Annotated in this window: 16 protein-coding genes; 9 read left to right on the forward strand and 7 right to left on the reverse strand. The window is 74.8% G+C overall.

The genetic code is table 11. The annotated features are described in order from the left end of the window. Position 1 precedes the first annotated feature (1 nt). The gene (locus tag FHX73_RS25715) at positions 2-1,774 is read right to left on the reverse strand and encodes an eCIS core domain-containing protein (protein WP_145907422.1); all 1,773 of its coding nucleotides are present in this window, start codon (positions 1,772-1,774) and stop codon (positions 2-4) included. 117 nt (positions 1,775-1,891) lie between these two features. On the opposite strand from FHX73_RS25715, the gene FHX73_RS25720 reads away from it, so the two are divergent. Together FHX73_RS25720 and FHX73_RS25725 are read left to right on the forward strand one after the other, a co-directional pair. Beyond that, positions 1,892-2,440, forward strand: a complete 549-nt coding sequence (locus tag FHX73_RS25720; RefSeq protein ID WP_145907425.1) for a PadR family transcriptional regulator — start codon at positions 1,892-1,894, stop codon at positions 2,438-2,440. A 40-nt stretch (positions 2,441-2,480) separates the two neighbouring features. Then, complete coding sequence (locus FHX73_RS25725) at positions 2,481-5,024, forward strand: ATP-binding protein (protein WP_170305025.1); 2,544 nt, start codon at positions 2,481-2,483, stop codon at positions 5,022-5,024. A 68-nt stretch (positions 5,025-5,092) separates the two neighbouring features. On the opposite strand, the gene FHX73_RS47305 is transcribed toward FHX73_RS25725, so the two are convergent. Continuing rightward, positions 5,093-5,224: a hypothetical protein gene (locus FHX73_RS47305; RefSeq protein WP_281292701.1), complete on the reverse strand. Its 132-nt coding sequence runs from the start codon at positions 5,222-5,224 to the stop codon at positions 5,093-5,095. A gap of 265 nt (positions 5,225-5,489) precedes the next feature. On the opposite strand from FHX73_RS47305, the gene FHX73_RS25730 reads away from it, so the two are divergent. The 3 genes from FHX73_RS25730 to FHX73_RS25740 all read left to right on the forward strand — a co-directional run bounded on the left by FHX73_RS25730 (position 5,490) and on the right by FHX73_RS25740 (position 7,317). After that, positions 5,490-5,825, forward strand: a complete 336-nt coding sequence (locus tag FHX73_RS25730; RefSeq protein WP_145907431.1) for a hypothetical protein — start codon at positions 5,490-5,492, stop codon at positions 5,823-5,825. 120 nt (positions 5,826-5,945) lie between these two features. Next, complete coding sequence (gene mscL, locus FHX73_RS25735; RefSeq protein ID WP_145907434.1) at positions 5,946-6,341, forward strand: large conductance mechanosensitive channel protein MscL; 396 nt, start codon at positions 5,946-5,948, stop codon at positions 6,339-6,341. Between the two features lie 67 nt (positions 6,342-6,408). After that, complete coding sequence (locus FHX73_RS25740) at positions 6,409-7,317, forward strand: PfkB family carbohydrate kinase (RefSeq protein WP_145907438.1); 909 nt, start codon at positions 6,409-6,411, stop codon at positions 7,315-7,317. On the opposite strand, the gene FHX73_RS25745 is transcribed toward FHX73_RS25740, so the two are convergent. Further along, the gene (locus FHX73_RS25745; protein WP_145907440.1) at positions 7,311-7,889 is read right to left on the reverse strand and encodes a hypothetical protein; all 579 of its coding nucleotides are present in this window, start codon (positions 7,887-7,889) and stop codon (positions 7,311-7,313) included. The two genes, FHX73_RS25740 and FHX73_RS25745, sit on opposite strands and share 7 nt — an antisense overlap. A gap of 130 nt (positions 7,890-8,019) precedes the next feature. Here FHX73_RS25745 and FHX73_RS25750 point away from each other — a divergent pair, with 130 nt between their 5' ends. Together FHX73_RS25750 and FHX73_RS25755 are read left to right on the forward strand one after the other, a co-directional pair. Next, positions 8,020-8,331, forward strand: coding sequence for a cupin domain-containing protein (locus FHX73_RS25750; protein WP_246213712.1), 312 nt, complete (start codon positions 8,020-8,022; stop codon positions 8,329-8,331). A 49-nt stretch (positions 8,332-8,380) separates the two neighbouring features. Then, positions 8,381-9,424 (forward strand): LacI family DNA-binding transcriptional regulator, encoded by a 1,044-nt coding sequence (locus tag FHX73_RS25755; RefSeq protein WP_145907444.1) that lies wholly within the window; start codon positions 8,381-8,383, stop codon positions 9,422-9,424. A gap of 59 nt (positions 9,425-9,483) precedes the next feature. Here the strand turns inward: FHX73_RS25755 and FHX73_RS25760 are convergent, their stop codons facing one another. Continuing rightward, entirely contained in the window at positions 9,484-10,689 is a 1,206-nt protein-coding gene (locus FHX73_RS25760) for a PucR-like N-terminal domain-containing protein (RefSeq protein ID WP_246213713.1), read from the reverse strand. Between the two features lie 334 nt (positions 10,690-11,023). On the opposite strand from FHX73_RS25760, the gene FHX73_RS25765 reads away from it, so the two are divergent. Beyond that, positions 11,024-11,965: an esterase/lipase family protein gene (locus tag FHX73_RS25765; RefSeq protein ID WP_145907451.1), complete on the forward strand. Its 942-nt coding sequence runs from the start codon at positions 11,024-11,026 to the stop codon at positions 11,963-11,965. Between the two features lie 31 nt (positions 11,966-11,996). On the opposite strand, the gene FHX73_RS25770 is transcribed toward FHX73_RS25765, so the two are convergent. The 3 genes from FHX73_RS25770 to FHX73_RS44905 all read right to left on the reverse strand — a co-directional run bounded on the left by FHX73_RS25770 (position 11,997) and on the right by FHX73_RS44905 (position 13,470). Then, positions 11,997-12,530, reverse strand: a complete 534-nt coding sequence (locus FHX73_RS25770; protein ID WP_145907453.1) for a DUF3515 domain-containing protein — start codon at positions 12,528-12,530, stop codon at positions 11,997-11,999. 76 nt (positions 12,531-12,606) lie between these two features. Then, positions 12,607-13,164, reverse strand: coding sequence for a YceI family protein (locus FHX73_RS25775; protein WP_145907456.1), 558 nt, complete (start codon positions 13,162-13,164; stop codon positions 12,607-12,609). Positions 13,165-13,293: 129 nt separating this feature from the next. After that, positions 13,294-13,470 carry a hypothetical protein gene (locus tag FHX73_RS44905; protein ID WP_170305026.1) on the reverse strand — a complete coding sequence of 59 codons (177 nt, stop codon included), beginning with the start codon at positions 13,468-13,470 and terminating at the stop codon, positions 13,294-13,296. Between the two features lie 140 nt (positions 13,471-13,610). On the opposite strand from FHX73_RS44905, the gene FHX73_RS25780 reads away from it, so the two are divergent. Further along, positions 13,611-14,939 (forward strand): serine hydrolase domain-containing protein, encoded by a 1,329-nt coding sequence (locus FHX73_RS25780; protein WP_246213714.1) that lies wholly within the window; start codon positions 13,611-13,613, stop codon positions 14,937-14,939. Positions 14,940-15,027 lie beyond the last annotated feature (88 nt).

Raw genomic sequence — 15,027 nt, forward strand, 5'->3', positions numbered from 1 at the left:
CCTACTCGGGCAGCATCCTGCCCCGTTCGTCGAACCGCGGCACCGTCGCTCCGTCAGGTTGCGCGGCGCCGCGGTCCGGCTCGGGCAGCAGGTGGCGGTACTCCTGCGGCAACTCCCAGCCCTGGAGGGGCTGGTAGCCGAGGTCGCGGAGGTCGCCGACGGTCTCCAGCACCGCCCTCTCGCGGGCCGGTGGATCGTAGAGCTCGGTGTTGTGCAGGATGGAGAGAAGGCTGTAGAGGCAGTGCCGCCGGTGGCTCAGGTGGAGCTGGCTGCGGAACGACTGCTGCTCCTGGGCCGTGCCGTACAGGGCGAAGAAGCCGACGGTCTTGCCCTGCGGGACCGGCACGTAGGTCTTGGCGGCGGCCTCGTAGGTGAGGTTGTCGCCGCCGTCCTTCATCACCACCGAGGCGTAGTGCTGGCCCCAGGAGCCCTTGGAGTTGAAGCTGATCGAGTAGTTGCTGCCGATCTCGGGGTCGAGCGCGGCCTCGTTGTTCAGCGCGTTGGCGTCGCGCCCGGTGAGCTTCGAGGCGGTCTGCTTGCAGTCGTTGGGGAGGGTGATCATCAGCTGGTCGAGGGTCAGTTCGGGGGCCAGCTCCTGGCTCAGCTTCCTGGAGTAGGCCTGGACCATGTCCCGCAGGACGGCCGGCGCCTTCTCGGCGGCCTTCGAGGTGTCGGTGAAGACCGCCTTGCCGTGCTGGTTGGCCTCCAGCCAGCCCTGCCCCATGACGCGCATGCTGAGCCGGGTCAGGTGGGAGAGCACCTCGCCCTTCTGGATCCGCTTGCCCTTGAGGTCGGCCTCCAGTGCGGCGATGTCGCGCAACACCGCCACCAGCGAGCCCTGGTAGGCCCGCAGCTTGTCGCCGCGCTGCTCCGGGCTCTCGCCCCTCACCGGGTCGTGCTCCCGGCCCGGTCCGGCCCGCTTGTAGACCGGGATCACCCGGCGCAGGCCCTGGACCCCGGCCCGCTCGGCGATCCCGGCCTCCAGCGCCGGTCCGGCCTCCAGCACGATCTGGGCGGCCTCGGCGGCCGTCAGCGCCTGGTTGGCGGTCTCCAGGGCCTGCGCGCTGGCGTACGCCTCGGTGCTGTCCCGCAGCAGGATGCCGTGGTTCTGCGAGAGCCTGGCCTGCGGGGAGATGTCCGGCCGCTCGGTGTAGCGCTGGACGGCCGGGGTGGCCGCGCTCGGCGCGGCGGCGCGCTGCACCTCGGGCCGGTGCTCGGGGACCGGGCCGCTCATCACCCGGTGGGCGTTGGCCTCGGCCGCCCGCTCGAAGCGGTCGCCCGGGTCGGAGACGGCCAGGCCCTGCCCGTTGTCGGCGCCGGCGACCGGACCCCGGCGCTGCTGGATCACGTGGGTGAGCTCGTGGGCCAGGGTGTGCTTGTCCGCGCCGCCGGCGCCGAGGACCACGTGGTTGCCGCTGGTGTAGGCGCGGGCGCCGAGCTCCGCGGCGGAGCGCTGGGCGGTGCCGCCGGTGTGCAGGCGCACGTCGGAGAAGTCGGCGCCGAGGCGGCTCTCCATCTCCGTGCGCAGCGGCCCGGCGAGCGGCTGCCCCGCGCCGGCGAGCACGTCGTGCGCGGTGGCGCGCTGGACCTGGTGGCCGCAGGCGCCGTCGTGCTGGTGCTGCTCGGCCTCCCGGGCCTGCTGGACGTACCGGACCAGGGCGGCGTTCCCGGCCTGCCGTTGCAGGGCCAGCAGACCGGCCGGGGGCAGCGGGGCGGCGGTGCGGGGCGGTTGGGCTGCGCGGCCGTCGGGGCGCGCCGGGCGGTGTCGGTGCATGTGGGCGGTTCCTTCTCCGAGGCCGGTGCCTCCTGTGTAGCAACGCGGTGCGCGGACGGGAAGGCCCGAACGGGCAGTTCTGGGTACCGCGCTGCGCCCGGCCCATAGAATCCCCGCATGTCACTGCCGCACGCGATCCTCACCGCCCTGTTGGAGCGGCCCTCCTCCGGGCTGGAGTTGACCCGGCGGTTCGACAAGTCGATCGGCTTCTTCTGGCCGGCCACCCACCAGCAGATCTACCGGGAGCTCGGCCGGCTGGAGCAGGCCGGCCTGATCCGGTCCTGCCCGCAGCCGCCGAGCCGGGGCCGGCGCAAGGAGTACGAGGTGCTGCCGGCCGGGCGGGCCGCCCTGCTGGAGTGGGTCGGGCAGGCGCAGGACCCCAAGCCGGTGCGCGAGCCGATGGTGCTGCGGCTGCGCGCGGCGGCGGCCGTCGGCGGGCGGGGGCTGGCGGAGGAGCTGCGCCGGCACCTGGAACTGCACGAGCGTCAGCTGGCGGAGTACCTGGAGATCGAGCGGCGCGACTTCCCGGCCGAGCGGCTGGCGGCGGGGGACCGGCGGCCGGCACTCCAGCACCGGGTGCTGCGGGCGGGGATCGGGCTGGAGCAGTACTGGGTGGAGTGGCTGACCGGGACGCTGGAGGTGCTGGGGGAGGACTCCGTAGACTGATCGGATCATGCCAGGCGACACGGGGCGGGGGCGGTCGGCGGTGGCCGGTAGATCGGGCGAGGCGTACCCGGATCCCGAGAGCGCGGCCGACCTGCCCGAATTCATCGACCTGCTCGGACAGTTGCGGATCTGCTCCGGCCAGCCCTCCTACCGCACCCTGGCCGCCCGGATCGGCCCGCGGCTGCGCCCGCCCCAGACGCTCTCGCACACCACCGTCTCCGACCTCTTCCAACGCCGCCGGCGCCGCCTCGACCTCGACCTGGTGCTCGCCCTGGTCCGCGCCCTCGGCGTCGACGAGCCGGCCGTCGCCCGCTGGCGGACGGCCTGCGTGCGGGTGCACAGCGAGGCGAAGCGCGGCGGACCGAGCGGCGTACTGCGGCAACTCCCCGGCGACCTGGCCACCTTCACCGGCCGCCGGCGGGAACTCGCCCAGCTCCTGGCGGCGGTGACCGAACCCGGCGCCGACCGCGCGGCCACCGCCGTGGTCCGCGTGATCGAGGGCATGGGCGGGATCGGCAAGACCCGGCTCGCCGTGCACACCGCACACCGCCTGGTGGCCGCCGGGCGCTGCACCGACGCCCAGCTCTACGCCGACCTGCGCGGCTTCGACCCCGAGCAGCCGCCGGCCGACCCCGCCACCGTCCTCGACGCCTTCCTGCGCCAACTCGGCATCCCCGGAGCGCAGATCCCACCCGGGCGGGACGCCCGGGCGGCCATGTTCCGGGACCGCCTGCACGACCGCGACGCCCTGGTCCTGCTCGACAACGCCGCGAACGAGCAGCAGGTGCGCGACCTGCTGCCGGCCGGCCCGGACTGCGTCGTGCTGATCACCAGCCGGCGCAGCCTGGCCGGACTCGACGGCGCCACCGTGCAGCTGCTCGGCGGCTTCAGCCCCGCCGAGGCGGTCGCCCTGCTGGCCCGGATCGCCGGAGCGGACCGGGTCGCGGCCGAGCCCGCAGCCGCCGAAGTGATCGTGCGGGCCTGCGGGTTGCTGCCGCTGGCCGTCGCCCTGGTGTCGGCCCGGCTGCGCAGCCGGCCGTCCTGGACGCTGGCGGAACTGGCCGCACAGCTCGACACCGACCCGCTGGACCTGGTCCGGGCCGGCGACCGGTCACTGCGGCTGGCGCTGGACCTCTCCTACCAGGGGCTGGCACCGCCGGCCCGCCACCTGTTCCGGTCGCTCGGCCTGCACCCCGGCGAGGACTTCGCCCCGTGCACCGCCGCCGCGCTGGCCGGCATCGACGAGGCGGCCGCACGCGGCCTGCTGGAACGGCTGCAGGACGAGCACCTGCTGCTCGAACGGCCGGGCCGGCGGTACGGACTGCACGACCTGGTGCGCCGCTACGCCGGTGAACTCTGCGCCGAACCGGGCTTCGCCCCCGCACGCGAAGCCGCCGTCGGCCGACTCGCCGACTGGCTGCAGCTGACCGCCGCCGCGATCAACACGGCGGTCAGCCCCGGCAACGCCGCCGTGCCCCCGCCGGCCGGCGGCCGCGCAGCCCGGCTCCCCCACACCGACCCGGCCGACTCCCCGAGCGACCGCGCCATCGCCTTCGTCGGCGCCGAACTGGACGGCCTCGCCCCGATGTTGCGCCTGATCACCCGTCACGGGCACCGGACGGCCGCCTGGCAGACCAGCTACCTGCTGGCCGGCGCGCTGGACCGGATCCGGCCGGTGCAGGCACTCGCGATCACCGAGGCCGGACTCGACGCCGCGCTGCTGCTCGGCGACCCGGCCGCCGAGCGGTTGATGCACGCGACCTACGCGGCGCACTGCCTCAACGTCCGCCGCCCCGCCGAAGCACTCGGCCACGCCCAGCGCGCGGTCGAACTCGTCGACCGCACCGGGCCGTTCAGGTCCAAGGCGAGCAGCCACAACATCCTCGGCCGCACCCTGTCCCAACTGCGCCGCTACGACGAGGCGGCGGCGGCCTACGCCCAGGCGGTGGCGTACTACCGGCAGGCCGAGGAGCCGCGCGGACTCGCCATGGCGCTCGGCAACCTCGCCGCGCCGCTGCTCTGCCTCGGCCGCGGCGCCGAGGCGCGCGAGGTGCTCGGTGAGGCGGTGGAGCTCAGCCGGGCCGGCGGCGACCAGCGCGGCGCCGCCTACGCGCTGGCCGGCCTCGGCGGCCTGCACCTGCGGTGCGGCGACCCCGCGGCCGAGGCGGTGCTCGGCGAGGCGCTGGCCGCCGCGCGCGCCATCACCGACCGCGCGCAGGAGGCCCTCACCCTCAACCTCTGGGCCGACGCCGCGACCGCGGCGGGCGACCACGCCACCGCTCACCAGCGGCTCGGCGCCGCGCTCGCCATCGCACAGCGGTACCACCACACCGAGGCCGAGGCCTCGACCCGCCTGCGGCTCGGCCGGCTGGCCCTGCACTCCGAGGACCTGCCGACGGCCGACACCGAGCTCGCCCGGGCCGTGGAGCTCTGGTCCCCCTCGTACCACGCCCACGAGGAGGCCCGCCTGCAGCACATCCTGGGCCTGCTCGCCCGGTGCCACGGCGACCCGGCGGCGGCCGAGCGCCACCGGCGGGCGGCCGCCGCGCTCTACCGCCTGGTCCACGCCCCCGAGGACCGGTGACCCGGGCGGTGGGCCGAGCGCCCCCGTGGTGCTCGGCCCACCGCCCGGCCTACTGACGGCGCCGGGGACTACTCGGCGCAGACCTGGGCGGCCGGGCACATCGGCCGCTGCGCGGCGGCGCTGGCCGTGCCCGTGACACCCAGCACCGCGATCATGGCGAGCATCGTCGCGGCGATCGCCGACTTCAGGTGCTTGTTCATCGCTGACTCTCCTTCATCGTGCGTCGAGTGGGACCGTTCCTTGCTGTTCCTTGCTGTTCCTTGCTGTTCCTTGCCTTGCCCTGTCGACGACGATGACAGCGGTCGACCGTCCGGGGCCCGTACCCCGTCCAGATCCGTACACCGGCCACCGGCCAGTTCGGTGCGGGCGATTGACGGGTATTCACCTGGCATCCGGGTATTGCTGTCGGCCCGCGCCAGGTCCGATCGTTGGACCTGAGCCAATGGCGGCGAAGGGGGACGGGGGATGGAGCACGGGGACTCCGCTGCCCGGCGGAGGGGGGAACTGCGGGGGGCGGTGCTGTGCGCCGCGGCGGTGGTGACGGTCGACTGCTCGGTGCTCGGTGTGGCCTGGGCGCGCGACCTGGGCGGCAGTGCGGCCGAGCAGCTGACGGTGGTACTGGTGCTATTGGTGGGAGTGGGGGCCGGGATCGGGCTGATGGCCGCCGGGTACCTGGCCTCCCGGGCCCGGCGGCTGCGCTGCGCGGCGGAGGGCGCGCTGCTGGTGCACCTGCTGATCCCGGGGTTCCTCGCGATCACCTGGGCGCTGTACCCGGCGGTCGCGCCGTGGAGCGGCGGCTGACGCGGCCTCAGACGGGTTGCCTCGAACGGCGGAGCGGGCTCACCCGGACGGACCGCTCCGACGGGCCGTGGGGTCGCCGGGGCCGAAACCTGGAGGGGTGGCGACTTCGAGGAGGCAGTGATGCTCAAGGGGTTCAAGGCGTTCATCATGCGCGGGAACGTGGTCGATCTGGCCGTCGCGTTCGTGATGGGCGCGGCGTTCGTGGCGGTGGTCACCAGTCTGGTCACTGACCTGCTGACGCCGCTGATCGCCGCGATCTTCGGCAAGCAGGACTTCTCCGCGCTGACCTTCACGGTCAACCACAGCACCTTCCGGTACGGCGCGTTCATCAACGCGCTGATCGCCTTCGTGCTGATCGCGGCCGCGCTCTACTTCTTCGTGGTGGCGCCGCTGAACCACCTGGCCGAGCGCAAGCGGCGCAAGGCCGGGCTGCCGCCGGCCGAGGAGCCGCTGACCGAGGTCGAGCTGCTCACCGAGATGCGCGACCTGCTGCGCACGCCGCCGCCCCGGGTCTGACGGTCCGACGGCCACCCCAAGGCCCGCCCCTACTGCAGGGGCGGGCCTTGCGGTAAGTTGCGGAAACATGTTGCAAGAGCCGATCGACGTGCTGGTGCTAGGTGGGGCCGGCGTGGACACCATCGTCCCGGTGCCGGAGCTGCCGCTGCCGTTCGCGGACAGCCACCAGGTGCCCGAGGTGGTCACCCGGGCCGGGCAGACCGGCGACTTCGTCGCCCTCGGGCTCGCCGCGCTCGGCCTGCGCACGCACCACCTGGACCTGCTCGGCGAGGACCACGAGGGCTCGCTGGTACGGGAGTTGCACGCGGCGCACGGGATACCGCTGACCGCCTTCGCGCTGCCGCGCGGCACCCGACGGGCCGTCAACCTGGTCGGCCCGGACGGGCGCCGGCTCTCGCTCTACGACGCGAGCCGGGGCTCCGCGGAGGACCGCTTCCCGGCGCCGGTGCTGCGCGAGCTGGCCGGGGCCAGCCGGCACGTGCACGTGGCGATCACCCGGCCGTGCGCGGCGGCACTGCCGGAGCTGATCGCGCTGGGGGTGCCGCTCTCGACCGACCTGCACGACTGGGACGGCGTGAACCCGTACCACGAGCCGTTCGCGCTGGCGGCCGACGTGGTGTTCCTGTCGGCGGCGGCGCTCGGCGACCCGGAGCCGACGATGCGCCGGATCCTGCGGGAGGGGCGGGCCGAGGTGGTGGTGGCGACGGCGGGCGCCGACGGGAGCCGGGTGCTGACGGCCGCGGACGGCGAGCCGCGGCACCAGCCGGCCGTCGCGCCGCCCGCCCCGGTGGTGGACTCCAACGGGGCGGGGGACGCCTACGCGGCCGGGTTCCTGTACGGGATGCTGAGCGGTGAGCCGCTGGCGCGGTGCGCGCGGTACGGCGCCGTGGCGGGCGCGCACGCGTGCACGGTGCCGGCGGTGCGGGTGGCGCCGCTGGGGCGGGACGAACTGCACCGGCGGACCACGGTTCAGTAGGGGCGGCGCCGGACCTCCTGCAGCAGGCCCCAGGTGAAGTCGGCGGTGCTCGCCGTGGGGTGCCCGGCGGCGTCGGGAGCGGTGAAGTCCAGCTGCCAGCGGGTCGGGGCGCTGCCCTCGCGGGGGACGGCGGGCGGGAAGGCCGCGCCGAGGTCGGCGACCACGCAGCTCCACGGCGCGAGGTCGGCGAGCGAGCGCAGGGCCGGCGCGGGCGACCCCGGGGCGCGGACCAGCCACTCGTTGAGCACGGACTGCCCCGGGCCGATCAGCACCTCGAACCGCAGCTCGGGCCAGAGCGGCAGCGCCCACTGCGGCGCGGTGCAGGTGAGGTCGCCGATCCGCCGGGGCAGGGTGGCGGCGGGCGGGCCGAGCACCGAGGTGTAGCGGCGGGGGCCGCGCGGGAAGCGGGGCGCGCGGACCATCGCCTGCCAGCGCTTGTTCGCCTCGCGCAGCTCGGCGCGGGTGGCGCCCAGCTCGCGCACCGCCCGCTCGACCAGTACGGGCTGGAAGTCGGCCATCCGCCGCAGCAGGACCAGCTGGAACTCGGTGGGGCCGAACCCGTTGATCACCATCGGGCCAGCGTAGGCCGAGGGGGATGGATGGGGCGGATTTTGCCGAACGGTCAACCAACTCGGGCGGGGGATCGGCTAGCGTCCTGGGAAATCGATGGCGTGCGGAACGGGACAGGGCGGGGGAGCGAGCGTGCAGGTGGTGGATCTGCGGGAGGTGGCGGCCGGGCTGCCGCTGGAGTGGGTGTCCAGCGAGGTGGGCCGGGTCGACGGGGCGGGCATCCGGGTGCTGCGGATGTCGGGCGAGCCGCTGCCGCCGGAGGTGCACGAGCTGCCCGAGGCCCTGCTGGTGCTCGACGGGGAGCTGCTGCTGGAGCTGGCGGGCCGTGAGCTCCCGGTGCGTGCCGGGGAGTTGTTCGTCGTCCCGGCGGGCACCGAGCACCGGGTGGCGGCCGGCAGTCGGGGCACCCTGGTGCTGTTCGAGGCCGGAGCCGCCGGCTCATGAGTGCCTGTCATGATGGCCCCCGTTCCACCGCGACCGTACGAGGTGAGGGATGAGCAGCAGCGCACAGCGACCCGCGGGCGGGCCGGGTGCCCGGCCGACCCTGGAGGAGGTCGCGGCGCTCGCCGGGGTCGGCCGGGGCACGGTCTCCCGGGTGATCAACGGCTCGCCGCGGGTCAGCGAGCGGGCCCGGGCGGCGGTGGAGCGGGCGGTGGCCGAGCTGGGCTACGTGCCCAACCGGGCGGCCCGCACCCTGGTCACCTCGCGCACCGACGCGATCGCCCTGGTGGTGCCGGAGGCCGAGACCCGGCTGTTCTCCGAGCCGTACTTCGCCGACATCATCAGCGGGGTGTCGGCCGAACTCGCCGACACCGACATGCAACTGCTGCTGGTGCTGGTGCGCGACCAGCGCGAGCGCGAACGGCTCTCGGCCTACCTGCGGGCCCAACGGGTCGACGGGGTGCTGCTGGTGGCGGTGCACCGCGACGACCCGCTGCCCGGCGTGCTGGAGGACCTGGGCATACCGGCCGTGCTGGCCGGGCGCCGCGGCGAGCACGAACCGCTCGGCTACGTCGCGGCGGACAACGCCGGCGGCGCCCGGATGGCCGTGCGCCACCTGCTGCGCCGCGGCTGCCAGCGGATCGCCACCATCACCGGCCCGTTGGACATGGAGGGTGCGCAGGCCCGACTGGCCGGCTACCGGGAGGCGTTGGCCGAGCAGGACATGGCGTTCCGCGAGGAGCTGGTCGGCTACGCCGACTTCACCGAGCGCGGCGGCCGCGCCGCGATGACCGAACTGCTGGCGCGGGCACCGGAGCTGGACGCGGTCTTCTGCGCCTCCGACGTGATGGCGGCCGGCGCCCTCCAGGTGCTGCGCGCCGCCGGGCGCCGGGTGCCGCAGGACGTCGCCCTGGTGGGCTTCGACGACTCGATCGTGGCCCGGCACACCGACCCGCCGCTGACCAGCGTGCGCCAGCCGATCGAGGGGATGGGCCGCCTGATGGCCCGTCAACTGCTGGACGAGATCGCCGAACCGGGGCGGGCCAGGCGCCAACAGGTGCTGGCCACCGAACTGGTGGTGCGGGAGTCCGCCTGACGCGCGGACGGGGGTGACGCGTGGATGAGGGTGACGCGCGGATCGGGCCGGGGTCCGGGTCAGTCCGACTGGCCGTCGGTGAGGCGCCGGTAGCGCAGCGCCACCTCCAGCTCGAAGCGCGCGTCCGGATCGCTCAGCGCCGCGCCGAACAGCCGCTGCACCTGGTGCAGCCGCTGCCGGGCGGTCTGCGGGTGCACGCCGAGCCGGGCGGCCACCTCGGGCGCGCTGCCCCGGCCGGCCTGCAGCCAGGCCAGCAGGGTGGCGGCCAACCGCTCGGCCTGCTTGGCCGTCAGGCCCTCCAGCGGTGCCAGCCGGCGCGCCCCGACCAGCCGGACCAGCGGTTCGTCGCCGATCAGCAGCAGCTCGGCCAGCCGGGCCGAGCAGTCCACCGGCTCGACCGGGCCCGGCCGCGGCAGCCGGGCCCGCACCGAGCGGGCCCAGCGCAGCGAGTCGGCGGCGGCGTCCAGCGGCACGGCCGGGCCGATCACCGCGCCCCGGCCGCGCAGCACCTGGCGGACCCGCTCGTCGTCGAGCAGCGCGGCCGGGTCCGGCAGCAGCAGGAACGGCTCGGCGGCCTCGAAGTCGGCCAGCGCGGCGGCCGGCAGCCGCTCCCGCCCGCCGCCGGCCCCCAGCGGTCCGTCCGGCGCGCCCGGCTGCGGCTGCGCCGGCCCGAGCGCCACGCAGACCAGCTCGGTCGGCAGCGGCCAGTCGGCCCGGGCGGCGGCGGCCGCCAGCGCGGCCGGCTCGGCGCCGCCGACCAGCAGGTGGAGCAGCTGGAGCCGGGCCCGGCCGAGGCTGCCGGCCTGGTCGGCCTGGGCCTCCACGTAGCCCTGCACGGAGGCGGCGGCGACCTCGTCGATGTGCGCGAAGACCGCCTCGGCCAGCGCCGCGACCACCTCGGTGGAGACCCCGGCCCGGCGCACCACCCGGGCGTACCGCCGCCAGGCCACCCGGGCGCCCAGCCGGTAGGCGGCCTGCAGCGCGTCCAGGCTGCGGCCCTCGGTCAGCTCGCCGCGGCCCAGCGCCCGGTACACCTTGAGCCGCTCCGGGCCGCCGGGTTCGGCGCCGGCCACCAGGTCGGCGAATTCCTCCAGCGCCGTCTCCACGCCCTGCTGGATTCCCGCGCCGAACTTTCCGGCCAATGGCCGGGAGAATTCCGGGACCTGTGCACGAATCTCCCGGATGATCTCCGCGGCGATCGCCCGGTTCTCCCGGCGGAGCTCGGTGGCCAGTTGACTGGGCAGCGTCTGCCGGGGCGCGGTCAACGGCCCCTCCCTCTCCATTCGGCTCTTCTGCGGCCGGCCGTCACGAAATGCTGCCGACCTCACAAGACCGGAGTATGAGCCCGAAGTTACTGGCCAGTCAATAGATCTGACGGCCGCTCGGGAGAACCCGCGGGGCCCGTGCGCCGGTGACAGGAACCGGCTGCGGGCGAGGGAATTCCTGGCACCCGGTTGAGGGTTTTCGCGAGGTCCCGCGCGATCCGTTGACCCCCTTCCGAGAGCGCTCCTAGCATCCCCGGGCACCGGCCGCCGGTAATTCCCCCGAATTGCGCTACGGCCGGTATCGGAATTCCAGACGAGGGACGGTACTGGGAAGATGAGACTCCACCACAGCCTGGCCCTGGCGGCCACCGCCGTGGCCGGCCTGCTGGCCGCCACCGCCGGACCGGCCGCCGCGGCCGACGACTACCCGATCGACTACCACGCGAGCAGCGGCTTCGTGGCCGGCTTCACCACCCCGGAGCAGGCCCCGCCCGGCGCCGACGACCCGGCCTGCCGCCCGAGCGCGGCGCACCCCGACCCGGTGGTCCTGGTGCACGGCACCTTCGAGAACCGCAACGACAACTGGCGCGCCGCCGCCCCGCTGCTGGCCGACCACGGCTACTGCGTCTACACCTTCAACTACGGCGGCGGCTCGGACGGCGCGTGGATCCAGGGCACCGGGCCGATCGAGGACGGCGCCGCCGCGCTGGCCGGCTTCGTGGACCAGGTGCTGGCGCACACCGGCGCGGCCAAGGTCGACCTGGTCGGCCACTCGCAGGGCGGCATGATGCCGCGCTACTACCTGAAGAACCTCGGCGGCGCGGCCAAGGTGGACCAGCTGATCGGCCTGGCCCCGAGCAACCAGGGCACCACGCTGGACGGCCTGACCGCGCTCGGCACCCAGCTGGGCCTGCTGGAGCCGGCCAACGCCTTCCTGAGTACCGTCGGCTGCCCGGCCTGCGTCGAGCAGGAGATCGGCAGCCCGTTCATGACGGCGCTGAACGCGGGCGGCGAGACGGTGCCCGGGGTGCGCTACACGGTGATCGCCACCGTCGACGACGAGGTGGTCACCCCGTACACCAACGCCTTCCTGCCGGCCGGTCCGGACGTCACGGACATCACCGTGCAGGACCAGTGCGCGCTGGACGCCACCGAGCACGTGGAGATCGCCTACGACCCGATCGCGCTCACCGACGTGCTGAACGCGCTGGACCCGGCCCACCCGCAGCCGATCCCGTGCCAGGTGGTGCTGCCGATCACCGGGCCGCTGACCTGATCTGACGGATCATCAGTCAGTCGCTGGGCCCTCAGTCGCTCGGATTGTTCAGCTCGCCGCTCAGGTCCGGGATGGTGGCCAGCACGGCGGGCGACACGGGGGCCAGCGGATCGGCGGGGTAGGGGGTGGCGCCCTCGGGGACGGCGACCTCGACGTACAGCTGGTGCAGGGTCAGGGTGAACTTGTTGCCGCCGTGGCCGTCGCCCTCCATGTACCACTGGACGCCGTCCACGTTCGGCCCCAGCTCGCTGCCGTGGGTGTCCAGCGAGGCCGGGCGCGGCACCCCGCAGCGCAGCACGGTGCGCGGCGAGCTGGCCCAGACCGCCACGTAGGCGGACGGGTCGGTCCGCGGGTGGCCCTCGATCTGCTGCGGCAACTGCTTCATCAGTGCCAGGCACGGGCCGACCGCGTCGGCGGCGGGCACCGGCGCGGTGGTCGGCGGCTGGTAGTCGCCGGGCCAGAGCACGGCCGCCGCGCATGCGGCCAGCACCGCGGGCAGGCTGAGCCAGCGCACCGGGGCGGGCAGCTCCCGGAGCACGCGCAGCGGACGGTTCGGTGTGGACACCCAGCGATGCTAACCACCGTCCGCTGCGCGTCGTCGGCCGGGTCGCTCCGGCCGGCGGATCGGTCCGGTCGGCGGGTCAGTCCTTGCGCCGGATGGCCGAGACGTCGAACTCCAGCGTGATCTTGTCGCCGACCAGCACGCCGCCGCCCTCCAGCGGGGCGTTCCAGGTGACCCCGAAGTCCTTGCGGCTGATCGTGGTGCTCCCCTCGAAGCCGAGCCGCTGGTTGCCGTAGGGATCGGTGGCGGTGCCGTCGAACTCCACGTCCAGGCTGACCGGCTTGGTGGTGCCCTTGACCGTCAGCTCGCCGTTCAGCCGGTACTCGTTGCCGCCGCGCGCCTCGATGCCGGTGGACCGGAAGACGATCTCCGGGAAGGCCGGCGCGTCCAGGAAGTCGTTGGTGCGCAGGTGGTTGTCGCGCTGCTCGACGCCGGTGTCGATGCTGGCGGTCTTCAGGGTCACGGTCGCGGAGGACTTGGCGGGGTCGGCGCCGTCGATCACCGTGCTGCCCTCGAACTCCTTGAAGTGGCCGCGCACCTTGGTGACCATCGCGTGCCGGGCGACGAAGCCGATCCTGCTGTGGTGCGGGTCGATGTCGTAGCGGCCGGTGAGCTCGGTGAGCGGGGGCGTGGTCATGTGCGGCTCCGGGGTGCGCGCGGACGGGGAGCTCCCACGCTAGGCAGCCGCGCGGGCGCAGCCGTGCTCCGGCACGCCACGTCGTCCGATCGGCTCAGCCACCGGTCGGCTCAGCCCCTGCTCGGCTCCTCAGCGGATCACCGGCGGCTCGGGGTCGGACGGGCCGCCGGGCTCCGGTTCGGAGGGGTCGGGCGGCGGCACCGGCGGGTGCGGGGGCGGCGGGCCGGGCACTGGGGGCAGCGGGTCGGGCGGCATCGGCGGGTGCGGCGGCGCCGCGTCCGGGTCGGACGGGAAGGGGATGCTCATCAGAGGTCACCTCACTGAGCCGCCTACCCGGCCGCGCGGGCCTCAACCGGCGCGGGCGGCACGTCCCGCTCACCGGGCCGCGGAACCGCCCGGCTAGCCTGGCGATCATGAACCGGACGGCGACAGGGGAGGGAGCCGGCATGCTCGACGGGCTGGCGGATTTCTGTACGGAGGAACTGGCGGAGCACGGGTGCGCATCCGTCTCGATCGCGGTCGCCAGGGGCGGGGAGATCGTGCTGGAACAGGCGCACGGCTTCGCCGACACGGCCACCGGCCGACCCGCGACCCCCGGCACCGCCTACGCGCTGGCCTCGATCAGCAAGGCGATCACTGCGACCGGCGTCTGCCTGGCCGTCGACGACGGACTGCTCGGCCTGGACGACCCGGCGCCCGGCCCGGGCGGCGGCCCGGTGCCGACGGTGCGTCAGCTGCTCCAGCACCGCAGCGGCCTGCGCGGCTACCACGACTTCCACTACGACCCGAGCACCCCGAGCCCGATCGACCCGGACCGCTACGCGCAGCCGCTGGCCGAGCCCGGCAGCGGCTTCGAGTACTCCAACCTCGGCTACCGCCGGCTCGGCGCGCTGCTGGAGCGGGCCACCGGCCGGGAGCTGGGCGACTTCCTGCGCGAGCGGGTGCTGCTGCCGCTCGGCATGACCGACACCTTCTACGGCGCCGCGTACCCCGGCAGCGCGCCGACCGCCGAGCGCTACACGGCGGACGGCCGACGGTACCCGGTCTGCACCATGGGCACGCCCGCCGCCGGTGCGGCCTGGGCCACCGCCGGCGACCTGGCCCGGTTCGGCCACGGCGCGCCCGGGCTGCTCCGGCCGGAGACCGCCGCCGCGGCCGGCGAGGCACTGGCGATCACCGAGCACGTCGGTTACGGCCTCGGCTGGATCATCTCCACCGGCCCCGGCCCGCAGGTGCGCAGCCACGGCGGCGGCATGGGCGGGGTGGCGGCCATGGTGGTCGCCGTCCCGGAGCTGGACCTCTCGCTCGGGGTGCTCTGCAACAGCACCAACAAGGCGGCCCGGGACGCGATCCTGGACCACCTGCTGACCGAGCTGGTGCCCGGCTACGACCCCCGGACGATCTCCCCCTTCCCGCCCGATCCGGCCCGGCCGCCGGCGCTGCCCGAAGGCCGGTGGGCCGGTCAGATCTTCACATCCGAGGGTCAAGTCCCCATCCGAGTCGCTATTCTGACGGAAGGTCGGATCACCGTGGCGCTCGGTGACGGACCGTCGGTGACCGCCGAGGCGTCCGCCGGGAGCGACTACGAACTGCGCGCCGCGCTCGACCTGCAGCTGCCCACGGCCGATGCCCGGGTGGCCAGCCCGGAGCTCGCCCTGGGGCTCAACCGCCGGGGCGAGGGGCTGGTCGGCCGGGTCGCGGCCCACAAGAACGGCGACCGGACCGGACTGCTCGGGAACTACCTCGTGCACGCCTGCGAGCTGGCGCCGATCTGACGCCCGCGCAGCGGGCCGGATGCGGGAGATGTAACGCGCGCGTCCCACCTTCCGTCATGCGCGCGTTACACCGGGTTCCTACGGTGCG

The sequence above is a fragment of the Kitasatospora viridis genome (genome assembly GCF_007829815.1).
GTDB lineage: Bacteria > Actinomycetota > Actinomycetes > Streptomycetales > Streptomycetaceae > Kitasatospora > Kitasatospora viridis.